Annotated in this window: 13 protein-coding genes; 11 read left to right on the forward strand and 2 right to left on the reverse strand. The window is 47.1% G+C overall.

The window, feature by feature from the left end; translation table 11 throughout:
• The first annotated feature begins 109 nt into the window (after positions 1-109).
• Complete coding sequence (locus ACK5NH_RS17150) at positions 110-436, forward strand: putative quinol monooxygenase (protein ID WP_416922026.1); 327 nt, start codon at positions 110-112, stop codon at positions 434-436.
• Between the two features lie 26 nt (positions 437-462).
• Positions 463-1,350: a radical SAM protein gene (locus ACK5NH_RS17155; RefSeq protein ID WP_416922028.1), complete on the forward strand. Its 888-nt coding sequence runs from the start codon at positions 463-465 to the stop codon at positions 1,348-1,350.
• 67 nt (positions 1,351-1,417) lie between these two features.
• Here ACK5NH_RS17155 and ACK5NH_RS17160 read toward each other — a convergent pair whose 3' ends face one another.
• Entirely contained in the window at positions 1,418-3,526 is a 2,109-nt protein-coding gene (locus ACK5NH_RS17160) for a TonB-dependent siderophore receptor (protein WP_416922030.1), read from the reverse strand.
• A gap of 317 nt (positions 3,527-3,843) precedes the next feature.
• On the opposite strand from ACK5NH_RS17160, the gene ACK5NH_RS17165 reads away from it, so the two are divergent.
• From ACK5NH_RS17165 to ACK5NH_RS17205, 9 genes are all read left to right on the forward strand, one after another.
• On the forward strand, positions 3,844-4,188 hold the full coding sequence (locus tag ACK5NH_RS17165; RefSeq protein ID WP_416922032.1) for a metalloregulator ArsR/SmtB family transcription factor: 345 nt from the start codon (positions 3,844-3,846) through the stop codon (positions 4,186-4,188).
• Between the two features lie 35 nt (positions 4,189-4,223).
• Entirely contained in the window at positions 4,224-5,243 is a 1,020-nt protein-coding gene (arsB, locus tag ACK5NH_RS17170) for an ACR3 family arsenite efflux transporter (RefSeq protein WP_416922035.1), read from the forward strand.
• 41 nt (positions 5,244-5,284) lie between these two features.
• Positions 5,285-6,280 carry a permease gene (locus tag ACK5NH_RS17175; protein ID WP_416922037.1) on the forward strand — a complete coding sequence of 332 codons (996 nt, stop codon included), beginning with the start codon at positions 5,285-5,287 and terminating at the stop codon, positions 6,278-6,280.
• Positions 6,281-6,289: 9 nt separating this feature from the next.
• On the forward strand, positions 6,290-6,526 hold the full coding sequence (locus tag ACK5NH_RS17180; RefSeq protein ID WP_416922038.1) for a thioredoxin family protein: 237 nt from the start codon (positions 6,290-6,292) through the stop codon (positions 6,524-6,526).
• 180 nt (positions 6,527-6,706) lie between these two features.
• A complete protein-coding gene (locus ACK5NH_RS17185) occupies positions 6,707-7,720 on the forward strand; it encodes an ArsJ-associated glyceraldehyde-3-phosphate dehydrogenase (RefSeq protein ID WP_416922040.1) in 1,014 nt (337 codons plus the stop codon).
• A 9-nt stretch (positions 7,721-7,729) separates the two neighbouring features.
• Positions 7,730-8,992 (forward strand): organoarsenical effux MFS transporter ArsJ, encoded by a 1,263-nt coding sequence (gene arsJ, locus ACK5NH_RS17190; protein ID WP_416922042.1) that lies wholly within the window; start codon positions 7,730-7,732, stop codon positions 8,990-8,992.
• A gap of 4 nt (positions 8,993-8,996) precedes the next feature.
• Positions 8,997-9,866 (forward strand): DUF2927 domain-containing protein, encoded by an 870-nt coding sequence (locus tag ACK5NH_RS17195; RefSeq protein ID WP_416922044.1) that lies wholly within the window; start codon positions 8,997-8,999, stop codon positions 9,864-9,866.
• A 118-nt stretch (positions 9,867-9,984) separates the two neighbouring features.
• A complete protein-coding gene (locus ACK5NH_RS17200; RefSeq protein ID WP_416922046.1) occupies positions 9,985-11,427 on the forward strand; it encodes an MBL fold metallo-hydrolase RNA specificity domain-containing protein in 1,443 nt (480 codons plus the stop codon).
• A 148-nt stretch (positions 11,428-11,575) separates the two neighbouring features.
• A complete protein-coding gene (locus ACK5NH_RS17205) occupies positions 11,576-11,947 on the forward strand; it encodes a hypothetical protein (protein ID WP_416922048.1) in 372 nt (123 codons plus the stop codon).
• 56 nt (positions 11,948-12,003) lie between these two features.
• On the opposite strand, the gene ACK5NH_RS17210 is transcribed toward ACK5NH_RS17205, so the two are convergent.
• Positions 12,004-13,359, reverse strand: coding sequence for a flavohemoglobin expression-modulating QEGLA motif protein (locus tag ACK5NH_RS17210; protein ID WP_416922051.1), 1,356 nt, complete (start codon positions 13,357-13,359; stop codon positions 12,004-12,006).
• Positions 13,360-13,484: the final 125 nt, after the last annotated feature.

The raw sequence follows: 13,484 nt of genomic DNA on the forward strand, positions 1-13,484 counted from the left end.
CCTGTTCCGAAATGTATTTGGAAGATGGCATTCCCCATATTGATATGCGCTACCAACCTGAGTGAACAGTTTTTTAGTGTTTGAATTTACATCATATTAAGGAAATTAAATGGCTATAGTTACGGACTATAAAATCAATCAACAACAAATAGTTTGTGTCGCAAGCTTTTTAGCTAAGGAAGACAAAACTGAGGCGCTTATCGCGGCGCTTGCTTCGCTGATCCCCGATACACGCCGCGAAGCGGGCTGCATCCGTTATGAACTTAACGTTAGCCGTGATGAACCGCGCCGCGTGACTTTTGTGGAGAAGTTTGTCGATATCACCGCGTTCGATGAGCACTGCGCTAAGGATGCCATTCAGCATTATTTCCATCAGGTGATGCCGGATTTAGTCGAGTCTTTTCATGTGGAAACTTACCATCAAGTCATCGCTTAATTTATCTTACTTAACAGGAGTTTGCAGTGTTAATTAACTATATTGAGCCAGTGTTTAGACCGCCCTCAGAATGGAAGTCATTGATACTGCAAGTGACTAACGGTTGTAGTTGGAATCAGTGTAGTTTTTGCGATATGTACACTCAGCCGCAAAAAGCCTTTAGAGCACAAAAGCTCGATAAGATTGAACAAGATATTATCGCTATTGCCCGTTCTGGAATGCCAGTATCGCGTGTGTTTTTGGCCGATGGTGATGCGATGAGCTTACCCTTTGCACGCCTTGAAGCGATTTGTGAGTTAATCCATACCCACTTGCCACAGGTGACGCGGATCAGTAGTTATTGTTTGCCGCGCAATCTGAATAATAAAACTCCAGAACAGCTAGCACGTCTGCGTGAACTCGGGTTGTCTTTACTCTATGTTGGCTGTGAAAGTGGTGATGACGAAGTGCTGGCCAAAATTAAAAAGGGCGAAACCTTCGAATCATCGCTGGCGGCATTACAAAAAATTCGCGCAGCGGGGATGAAGTCTTCGGTGATGATCCTCAACGGCTTAGGCGGTGTGGCGCTATCGCAACAACATGCCATTAACTCTGCCAAATTGATGAATGCCGCCCAGCCGGATTATCTCTCCACCTTAGTGGTGACTTTACCCTTAGGCACAGAGCGGATGGATGCCGTGTTTGATGGTCAGTTTCAGTTACCGGATCAGCTGGGTTTATTCCAAGAAATGCATACTTTATTGGATCATTTGGAATTAGAGCAGACGATATTTAGATCCGACCATGCCTCCAATTACTTAGTGCTCAAGGGCGTATTAGGAAAGGACAAGGCGAAATTGCTGGCACAGGTCGAGCTGGCCATTAATGCGCCGCGCAGCATTCCACTCAGGCAGGAATGGCTGCGCGGATTGTAATTTATTCCCGAGTAAAAAGCCCCAGACAGATGCTGGGGCTTTTTTATTGGAAACGAATCAGCAGCATTTAGAAATTGTAACGCAGGCTGACTTTGTAGCTGCGTGGCTCGCCTGGCATAGTCCACATCGATGAGTAAGAGCTTTGATAGTAAACTTCGTCGAACAGGTTAGTGATATTAAATTGCAGGCTAAGATCTTGATTTAACGCGTAGGTGCTAAATAGATTCACTAAGGTATATGCCGGCAGTATATAACTTGGATCAATAGTTTCACCCAAGCGATCGCCCACATAAAGTAATGTCGCCCCTGCGGAGGCATCGGAACCAAACAGTGAAGTATCATGTTTGAGCGTGAGATGACCATTGTGTTTTGGGATGTTGATTAAACGGCTGCCTTCGGGAATGCTCACACCCCAATCGACGTTGAGAATATCGTTCGCCGTCTTGGCATCGGTATAGGCGTAGGACAACAGCAACTGAGTATTGGCCGTCAGATAGGCAGCCAAATCCAGCTCAATCCCTTGGCTATCGGCTTTACCCAATGCAGCAGAAAAACCTGAATTCACCGGATCGGCTGTTAGCACATTACTCTTTTCGGCGCGGAAGAGGGCGATAGAGCCTATCAGGTTTTCTAACTCAAACTTAGTACCTAGCTCATAGGATTTACTCTCTTCGGGCTCGAATGCGACACCGCGAGAATCCGAACCTGTGTTAGGGCGGAAACCTTCAGAGTAACTGCCATAGAGACTTAACCAAGGTTGCCATTCGTAAACGATACCGGCTCTTGGACTAAAGACATTTTGGCTCTGATTGGATTCTGTCTGATTTTTATGGTTTTCAATGTTTTGCTCGAAACTGTCAAAGCGGCCACCTAAGGTCAGCTTCCATTTTTCGCTGAGATCGAGTTGATCCTGCAGATAGATCCCGTAGTTATCCTGAGTCTCGACTTGGTTGTAGAGCAGGGTGCCCTCGGGCGCAATTTGTCCATACACTGGATTATAAACATTGATGCTGTAGGTGGTGTCACCTGGTGTTGGGCGGAAGCGCTCCCAATATTTGTCGAAATGGAAGTGATAGCCGTCTGCGCCAATAAGAATGTGGTGGCTAATATCGCCAGTTTCGACTTTGCCGCTTAGTTCAACGCGACCCGATAAGTCTGTTGAGGTAAAATTACGGTAGTTATGCTGCCGGCTAAGGGTTTCACCGTCGATGTTGAGCATTTGACGACTTTTCACTAGTTCAGGATCGCTTGAGTAGCCTTCAAGTCCTGTGTCGCGGTAGCTTATCCCCGATAACAAACTCCAGTTACCAAATTCATGTTCTAAGGTCAGTTGGTGGGCTAACAGATCAATTTGGGTCGCGCCATCGCTGGCTTCAGCTAGATATCTATCAATGGGTAAGGCTTTAATGTCGCCGTTGATAGCCACAATGCCACGGTCGAAGGGGACTTTTTGGTTTGCATATTCCAGTTCATAGCTAAGACGCGTTGCATCACTTGCTACCCAAAGCAAAGACGGAGTTAAAACACGTTTTTCCGAATCAACGGGATTGCGGAAACTGCCCTTGTCTTCAATTGCACCGTTAACCCTAAAGGCTAAATCGTCGGTAATGGCGTTAGTATAATCACCCTCAAGGCGATAATTATCCCAGCGACCTGCACTGGCTTGCAGATAGCCTTCTTGGGAGAATTTAGGTTTTTTGGTGATGATATTAATAGTGCCACCGGGTTCTGCACGGCCGTAAAGCGCAGAACCTGGCCCTTTCATGATTTCGATACTTTCTACGTTCGCAGTATCGCGGGTACCACCAAAACCACGTCCCGCATCATAACCATTAACTAGGTAGCCCGAGGGAACGTTTTCATCGCCCACAAAGCCGCGCACGGCGAAACTGTCCCACATACCACCAAAATTATTTTGGCGATTGACTGAACTCGATAAATCCAGCGCATCCATCAGCGTCGATATACCTGCATCGCTAATTTGCTCCATAGACAAGCTTTCTACCGCCTGCGGCTGAGCTTTCAGTGGCACATCTCCCCTAAAGGGTTGGCGAATACCTTTGACTTCGAGGTGTTCGATATTGGGCCTGGATTCTTCGGCATAAACTGTTTGAGTAAGTACACCTAATATAGCGATTTGAATCAGGGATACACGAAAAATGCCTTTAGTAGACATATGGTTAGGCTCCGAATTTTGGCGGTATCTAATGTTTTTATGATTGCTTAGCTTTGGCTTGATGGTGTGGTAGAGGAGAGAAAACAACATTTTGCGCCATAACCTTTAGCTCAACACGGATTTTAATGTCAACCATTATCATTTGCAATTAATGGTTTTTATGTCAATTGAGTTGATGTGATCTGATTCAAATAACACCTTTCTTATATATAAATGGGTGATATACAGAATTTATTTTGGTTATGGTGACTAGATATATATGTTTTTACATATATACTATTTCCCATATATCTGTTCGATTTGTACAGGGCTATTTCATGCAACCCGTCGCATTTTTTAAGGCTCTTGCCGATGAGACTCGGCTGAAATGTTTACTGCTGATCCAGCGGGAAGGTGAGCTGTGCGTCTGTGAATTAATGGCCGCGCTGTCGGAGATCCAACCTAAGATCTCGAGGCATTTAGCGCAGTTAAAAAAAGCAGAGATCTTAGTCGATAGACGCCAAGGTCAATGGGTATTTTATCAAATAAATCAAGAGCTTAGTCCTTGGTGTCGGCAAGTATTAGCACAAAGTTGTGAGGCCAACAGCGCGTTTTTAGCTGAGAGTATGAAGAACCTGTGCAACATGGGTGGTCGTCCCGAACGCGCTAAAGCCTGTTGCTGAGTTTAAAAGGAAGCATTTTGTGAGTAGAGGACGTTATGGGGATCTTTGAACGCTATTTAAGTGTTTGGGTTGGCTTGAGTATTCTTGCCGGGGTTGTGTTTGGAAATCTGGCTCCGGGTGTGTTTGCCGCTGTGGCTGCCCTCGAATTTGCCCATGTTAACTTAGTGATAGCCCTGTTTATCTGGGTAATGATTTATCCCATGATGGTGCAAATTGATTTTTCCGCAGTGAAAGATGTCGGGAAAGCACCGAAAGGATTGATGTTAACGCTCATCATCAACTGGCTAGTCAAACCTTTCACTATGGCATTGTTGGGCTGGTTATTTTTTAAGTTAATATTTGCCGATTGGGTTGACCCTCAAACTGCCAGTGAATATATCGCGGGAATGATATTACTTGGAGTGGCGCCTTGTACTGCTATGGTGTTTGTGTGGAGCCAATTGACTAAAGGCGATCCTAACTACACCTTAGTGCAAGTCTCTGTTAACGATATCATTATGGTGTTTCTATTCGCGCCACTCTCGGCATTATTGCTCGGTGTGAGCGATATTCAAGTGCCATGGGAAACTCTATTACTTTCCGTAGTCCTCTATGTGTTACTGCCTTTGATTGCGGGTGTCGCGACTCGAAAACGCCTCGAGGCTCGCCACGATGCGAGTGCCGTACCGCAGTTGCTGGCTAAACTCAAACCTTGGTCTGTGATTGGGCTACTCGCAACTGTGGTGCTGTTATTTGGCTTTCAAGCTAAGACCATTGTGAGTCAACCGCAGAATATTCTACTCATTGCTATCCCTTTGATTATTCAGAGTTATGGCATCTTTATCTTGACCTATTGGTTAGCCTTAAAACTTAAGTTAACCCATGCGATTGCGGCACCAGCGAGCATGATAGGTTCTTCAAACTTCTTTGAATTAGCCGTGGCGGTTGCGATCTCGCTCTTTGGTTTGCACTCGGGGGCTGCTTTAGCGACTGTGGTCGGGGTATTGGTTGAGGTGCCAGTGATGTTATCGCTGGTGTACTTTGCTAATCGCACGCGGCATTGGTTTCAATCTTGAGTCATCGAAGGACGTAGGTCGGCATTGCATTAAGGAGCAATATGTTCCAAATATTTACTGATTTTGCGACTTGGCTAGTGTACGGCGTGTTTGGCCTAGAGGCGAGTTCGGCCTTGGGCGCAGCCGTGCACTTTTTTGTTGAAGATGTCAGTAAAATTTTTGTATTGCTGTTGGTGATGATTTATCTCATCGCCTTGCTGCGGGCTTCCTTAGATGTCGAGCGAGTTCGAAATTATTTAGCGGGCAAGAATAAGGGCGCGGGTTATGTGCTGGGGTCGATTTTTGGTGCCATCACGCCTTTTTGTTCTTGCTCGAGTATCCCTGTCTTTTTAGGTTTTACTTCGGCAGGGATCCCCCTTGGGATCACTATGGCTTTTTTGATCACTTCACCTTTGATCAACGAGGTCGCCGTTCTACTGCTGATGAGTTTACTCGGCTGGAAATTTACCTTGCTATATGTGGCTGTGGGGATGACAGTAGGTATGCTGGGTGGACTATTGCTCGATGTGATTAAGGCCGAGCGTTGGTTGCAATCCTTCGCCGCCGAAGCCCTCGTTCGTGGACGCCAAATGGCGGCATCGAATGCCGTTTCTACAACTAAGCGAGTCCTATCTTTTGCCGAGCGGCATCAATTTGCGAAAACTGAGGCACTTGAGATTTTTGGCCGCGTTTGGAAGTGGATCATTATCGGTGTGGGTCTTGGCGCTGCTTTACACGGTTTTGTGCCAGAGGGGTGGGTTGAAACCCATTTAGGTCAGGGGCAATGGTGGTCTGTGCCTGCGGCCGTGTTAGTAGGCATCCCTCTGTATTCGAATGCGACTGGCATTATTCCAGTGATGGAAAGTTTGCTGGCGAATGGCTTGCCTATTGGTACTACGCTGGCGTTCTGTATGAGTACAGTGGCGGCCAGTTTTCCCGAATTTATTTTACTCAAACAAGTTATGCAGTGGCGCCTGTTGGCGGTGCTGCTGGTTGTGCTATTGACGGCATTTACGTTAGTAGGTTGGATTTTTAATTTTGCAGCACCGTATCTTTAAGGAAATAACATGAAACAAGTCAAAGTATTAGGTAGTGGTTGCGCTAAATGTAGTAAAACCGCTGAGATGATTGCGAACATATCAGAAGAAATGGGCATAGATGTGATTGTGAAAAAGGACACCGATCCGCAAACCCTATTGAAATTTAACGTAATGAAAACCCCTGCGGTTGTGATCGATGGCGAGTTAATCCACAGCGGCTCAGTTCCCACCCGTGACGAAATCGAAACTTGGTTAAATGACTAAGGTGTTATTTGGTTAAGCAAGGCGTGCTATCGGCTTTGCCTTAATCGTTAACAAGGCGCCATTGTCATCCAAAATGTTTGGCAATGGCGGTGTTATTACGTAAGTAACCTATTAGTATTGTTAAGAAAATATAAAGATTAGCGACATCAAAATTTTAAATCAACATATTGGAATATCAGCATGGCAATCAAAATTGGCATTAATGGCTTCGGGCGTATGGGGCGTTTAGCCCTGCGCGCGGCGTGGGAATGGGATGATGTTGAGTTTGTGCAGATCAACGATCCGGCGGGTGATGCGGCCACCTTGGCCCATTTGCTTGAGTTTGATTCAGTCCATGGTCGCTGGCGTTATCCTGTGATGGCGAGTAGCGAGCAGATCCACATTCAGGATAAAACTATTCCTACCACACGTAATAAGGCCATTGCCGATACCGATTGGTCGGGATGCGATGTGGTGATTGAAGCCTCCGGCGTGATGAAAACCAAAGCCTTACTGCAAGCTTATTTAGATCAAGGTGTTAAGCGGGTCGTTGTCACCGCTCCCGTGAAAGAAGAGGGTGTGTTAAATGTGGTGATGGGTGTGAATCACCAATTATACGACCCAGCGATTCATCCAATCGTCACCGCCGCATCTTGCACCACCAATTGCCTCGCGCCTGTGGTGAAAGTGATCCATGAGCAGATTGGCATCAGGCATGGTTCCATGACGACTATCCACGATATTACTAACACTCAGACAATTCTCGATGCGCCGCATAAAGATTTACGCCGTGCCCGCGCCTGTGGTTTGAGTTTAATTCCAACCACCACGGGCAGCGCGACGGCGATTACCCATATTTTCCCAGAGCTTAAGGGCAAGCTTAATGGCCATGCGGTGCGGGTGCCTCTGGCTAATGCTTCACTCACCGATTGCGTGTTCGAGCTTGAGCGCAGTGTGACCGAAGCCGAAGTGAATGCATTACTGAAAACCGCCGCCGAAGGCGAGCTTAAGAGCATTTTAGGCTATGAAGAGCGTCCATTGGTGTCGGTCGATTATAAAACCGATCCCCGTTCGAGCATTGTCGATGCGCTCTCGACCATGGTGGTGAATGGTACCCAGTTAAAGCTATACGTTTGGTACGACAACGAGTGGGGATATGCCAACCGTACGGCAGAGCTCGCCCGCTTAGTCGGCCAGCTTGATTTGCCGCGTTAGGAGAGCACAGTGCCTGCTGCCAAGCTATTTGAACAACTGATGCAATTGCCCGCTGCTGTGCGGCAATATTTGCTGATCACCTTCAATTATTGGAGTTTTACCTTAACTGACGGCGCACTGCGGATGTTGGTGGTGCTGCATTTCCACGATCTCGGTTATACGCCATTCGCGATTGCAATGTTGTTCTTGTTCTATGAGATTTTTGGTGTAGTCACTAATCTGGTGGGCGGTTATCTCGGCGCCCGCCTAGGGCTAAATCGCACCATGAATCTAGGCCTTGGCATGCAGGTGTTAGCACTTGGGATGTTATTGGTGCCAGCGGCCAGTTTACCGCTCTGGCTCGCGGGCGTGCCCTGGGTGATGGCGGCGCAGGCGCTTTCGGGGATAGCTAAAGATCTCAATAAGATGAGCGCAAAAAGCGCGATTAAGTTGCTGGTGCCAAAAGGTGAGCAGGGCAAACTTTATCAGTGGGTAGCCTTATTAACGGGTTCTAAAAATGCCCTTAAGGGCGCGGGATTTTTCCTCGGCGGTGCTTTGTTGGCCTGGTTAGGTTTTAACATGGCAATCACCGCCATGATGACGGTGCTGGCGTTTGTGTGGATCATGAGCCTCGTCTTGCTGAAAAAGGATCTAGGTAAAGCCAAGAACAAACCAAAGTTTACTGAGATTTTTTCGAAGAGCCGCAGTGTAAATATTCTCTCGGCGGCGCGACTCTTCCTGTTTGCCGCAAGGGATGTGTGGTTTGTGGTGGCGCTGCCCGTGTATATGGCAAGCCAATTGGGCTGGGATCATTGGGCCGTGGGCGGCTTTTTGGCGCTCTGGGTGATAGGTTACGGCATAGTGCAAACCTTGGCGCCTAAGATCACCGGAGCGAGTCGAGCCGATGCCTCTCATCGTATTCCCGACGGTTATACCGCCTTAGTTTGGTCGAGTCTTCTCACTCTTGTCCCCGCGTTGATTGCCATCAGCTTGTACTTAAATCTCGCGCCACAGCTGAGTCTGCTCTTGGGGTTGCTGTTATTTGGGGGGCTGTTTGCGATTAACTCTTCACTGCACAGCTATTTAATCGTGAGTTACGCTAGTGAAGAAGCAGTATCCCTTGATGTTGGATTTTACTATATGGCCAATGCTATGGGGCGTTTAGTTGGAACAGTGCTTTCTGGCTGGGTCTATCAGAGTTATGGACTGGTAGCTTGTTTATGGATTTCGACTGCCTTTATTGCGACTACTGCCTTGATTTCTATCAAGTTGCCTAGGCAACTGAGGGAATAACAAGATGTTAATCTGGCGAAAGCGTTTAAAAGTGATTAGCTTCATTGGCTTAGTCAGTATTGCTTCGCTACTTGCAGCCTTTGTTTCGCCACTCTGTGCATCGGTTTCTCCAACGTTAAGTCCCAAAGAGACTGACATAGTCAATCTCGCTTCAAAACCTATTCGAGATTGGAAAAATCCTGCCTACATCATCCAAGCTTTCAATGAGATAGCCCTTAAAAATGAATACGATAAAGATAAGCACCGGGTGCGAAAATGGCATAAACCCGTGCGCGTCTTTGTCGAGCATCAAGTGGGGGATAATGGCTTGCATGCGCAATTAGTGCAGATGCATTTAAGTCATCTCGCGCAAATCACGGGTCACAGTATTTTGCAGGTAGATAAGCTCGAAGAGGCTAACTTGCATTTAGTCTTTACCCGCCAATCCCAATGGGCCGATGAGGTGATGCGACTTATGGGAGCGAGTGCGGCCAGTAGTATTCATGGATCTGTTTGTATGGGCAAATTCGCCCTCAACGCTCAGAATGAGATTGAGCGCGCCTGGGTAATTATTCCCGTCGACCAAGCGCAAATGCACGGTAAATTAGTGGCCTGTGTGGTGGAAGAATTCACCCAAGTGATGGGCCTACCAAATGACTCGGTGAAAGTATTTCCCTCTATTTTCAATGATAAAACCCCGCAGGATTTACTCACTGGGCTGGATTATATTTTATTGAAATTGCTCTACAGTGCGGACATCTATGCCGGTATGACTGCGGCCGAAGTGCAGCCCATATTGCAACAGCTGCTCGAACAATGGCAGCGGGATGGCACCTTGAAACACGCCGATAAAACGGTGCGCCAAGGTCAGTTATATCCTTTGTTAGGCTATTGATCCCCAAGGTTTTACATCGAAAGTTGGTTTTGATCATGGTTTGCCAATTATTCCTTTTTCTTTTAGGAATAAGGGCATAGTCTATCTTTAAAAGAGATAAACGTGCTGGAGGCAAGGTATGCAGATGACATTGCAGTTTTTGGGGGCGACCGAGGAAGTTACTGGGTCGTGCCATTTACTCACGGTTGCTGGGCAGCAGTTGCTTCTCGATTGCGGCCTTATCCAAGGCGGCAAGGCAGACGAGTTACGCAATCACGAACGATTTTCCTTTGACCCCGAAGCTATTTCAGCAGTTGTCTTGAGTCACGCCCATATTGACCATTCGGGGCGTTTACCCTTGTTGGTCAAGGCCGGCTTCACAGGGCCGATTTTTACCCACAAAGCGACGGCCGAGCTGTGTGCCATCATGCTAAAAGATGCCGCTATGTTGCAGGTGCGTGATACCGAAAGAACCAATAAAAAACGTGCCAAACATGAGTTAGAACCCTTGGAGCCGCTATTTACTGTGGAAGATGCGGAGCAGGCCATCACCCAATTTGTATCGCTTGAATATGGGCAAGTGACGCAGATTATTCCCCATGTGGATATCTGCTTATCCGATGCTGGGCATATTTTAGGCTCGGCGTTGGTTGAGTTGTGGTTGGGCGAAGGTAAGGCACAGAAAAAGCTGGTATTTAGTGGCGATCTTGGTCGGGCTGGCATGCCCATCTTACGTAATCCCACCTTAGTCGACACCGCAGATTTAGTATTAATGGAAAGCACCTACGGCGATCGTTTCCACCGTAGCTGGACTGATACCTTGGCCGAATTAAAGGCGATTTTTGCCAAGGCCGTGACCGAGAGCCGCGGTAATATTCTCTTGCCAGCCTTCTCCGTTGGGCGAGCGCAGGAGCTTTTATATCTATTTCATTTATATGCTAAAGATTGGGACTTATCTCGCTGGAAAGTCTGCCTCGATAGTCCAATGGCGATTGAGGCGACACAGGTGTATGTTAATAACTACCCCTTAATGGACGATGATTTTAAGCGCTTTACTCGCCAGCATCCGGGGCTACATCCTTTACTATCGAATGTCGAATTTATTCAAACCACCGAAGAGTCTATCGCCCTAAACGATGTACATCAGGGGTTGATCATTATTGCGGGGAGCGGCATGTGTAACGGTGGCCGGATCCGTAGCCATTTGGAACATAATCTGTGGCGGCCAGAGTGTGATGTGATTATCTGTGGTTATCAAGCACTTGGCACGCCTGGGCGCGCCTTGGTCGATGGCACCGACGAACTCACTATTCATGGTAATAGCATCAAAGTTGCCGCTACATTACATACAGTCGGCGGCTTATCGGCCCATGCAGATCAGGCTGAGTTACTACGTTGGTATCGGCATTTTGAAGATCAGCCTCCCTTGGTTCTGGTGCATGGCGAGCCCGGAGCGCAGCAGGGATTAGTCACGGTGATGAATCAAGATCCAAAGACTAAACCTAAGGCGCTCGCTATTGCCACCCGTGGCGATATGTTGGATTTGAATGCCTTACCCAAACTGGTATGGATGACAGCTTAACGACCATAGGATTTGGCTAGAGAATTGGGCTTAAAGGATAATTTTTATTGTGTTATAGCCAATTAGATGTGCTTGTTATAGGTGTTGTCAGCATTTAGGGATATTAGCTAAATACTGTTATTGCTCCAATGCTCTATGGAATGGATTTATGCTCAACGGAATAAAGTATTTGCCGGTGTTAGTGTTCTTGCTTTCGGGATGTAACGGGGCAACATTTCGCACAAACGTAGGATCTGTAGCTCTAAATAATGCGATCGCGGGAACTGTAGATGTTTACACTATGGCTGAGTTATCGCGGCATCAATATGTTGGTCTTGGCGAGGTCTCTGCTACATATTGTAAAACGGACATAGACCCAACGATTAAGGTTAATATTGATGACTTGAAGAAGGACCTAAAACTTCAGGTGCAGAAGCTCGGTGGAAACGCCATTATTTTTTATCAATGTGGTCGGGGAGTATATCCTGCATGCGAACACTATCTAGAATGTAATGGTGAAGGATTTGCTATCGAGAACTAAATCTTAATACATAAGGCCCACATTGAATGTGAGCCTTAGAAGTCGTAAAAGGGATATTAGTCCGAGTTGTTGTCAAATTCAGTGTCGTCGAGTAACTCGAGGCTTGGGTTGATACTGGGCACATCTTTAAATAAGCGAGTGAAGTGACGTTGCACCCCTTTCAAATCGATACCAGCTAATCCTGAGGCGAAACCAAACCAAGCATATAGGCCGCTAAAGTTGTCGAACATTGGCGGCAAATATTTTGGCTGCGTGAGTATGCCTTCTTGGCAGGCTTGGTAGAGCACAGGGATATCCTCAATGGCGAGTTTGCCTAAAAACAACATGGGGATCAGCTCGGGTAAACCCGATGTAATGGCGCTACGGATAAAGTTGATATTCTCAACATAACCACGAACATAGGAGATATCTTTGGTAAAGAAGCTGCCGCCTTCGACCATACCCCCGCGAAACACCCTCTGTGTGACCCGATAACTATCCTTAGCGCTTAGATTTAACTCTCTGAAATAATTGAACACCTCGATAAAATCGGCTCCATTTTCCGCCATATCTACCGCAGCTACACGATCGCTAATACGGCGGGCGCGGCCTGGATTTGAGCTCAGTGTGAGCATTTCAAGTAAGACTGCGAGCCCTTCTTGGGTTGCTGCAACACGGGGAGAACCAACGCTGAGCCAAGTTGCATGGGGTTGAGCGCGACCATTTAGCGTGGTGCCCACATGCACCCAACCTTCATGGACTTCGTATACATTGAGATCCGACTCGCTGAACATGGCCTTACTATTGAGTTTGACCGTATCGCCACCCACAGCGGCATCGGACACAATACCGTCACTCAAACGTACCCGCATATCATCGCTATGAAAGTATTTTTCCAGTCGCTGACTGAGTACATGCACAGCCTCGGGGGCACTGATGATTTTAGGATGGTGCTTATTCATATGCCGCGCAGCGGGCAATGAGAAGATATAACTGAGTTTATCGCCCAATTGGCGCAGCGTGTGGCGATCGCCATGCAATCTGTGGCTGGCGCTGCCGTAGAGTTCTTGGCTTAGTTGACCAAAGACGGGCGTACCTCTATGCCCCAGCATATCGACAACTAGGCGATATTGGTCGACGTTAGCGACTAATATCTTGCCCAGCTTGTCTTTTTTACCTAAGCGACGGTGGATTTCTTGTTTAAGCTCAAGTAATTCGCTCTGTGTTTTAACGGGCTCGAAGGGCAGGGCAATTTTTTGATAAAAATCTTGTGTAATCGCAGGTAGAACTGAGCCTTTGCTGGAGAGAAAACGCTCTTCCATTTCCCGTGGCCATTTGATGGCATCCAAAATTTTAATCGGTGTTTGGATGCGGATAAGCTCATCGGAAAGGCGGCGTAAATCTTCTTGATACTGGGCTAACGACTCTGACATTCCCGTAATCCTGTTGCTACATAGGGGATAAAAATTAGCTTAATCATAGCGGTAAAGCCGCTGTATTTATAGGTATCTGCCCGAAGCAATAGAAGATTGTCGATTAAATGACTAGCTAGCTATCG

Origin of the sequence: Shewanella sp. (genome assembly GCF_047975355.1) — a bacterium.
Lineage (GTDB): Bacteria > Pseudomonadota > Gammaproteobacteria > Enterobacterales > Shewanellaceae > Shewanella.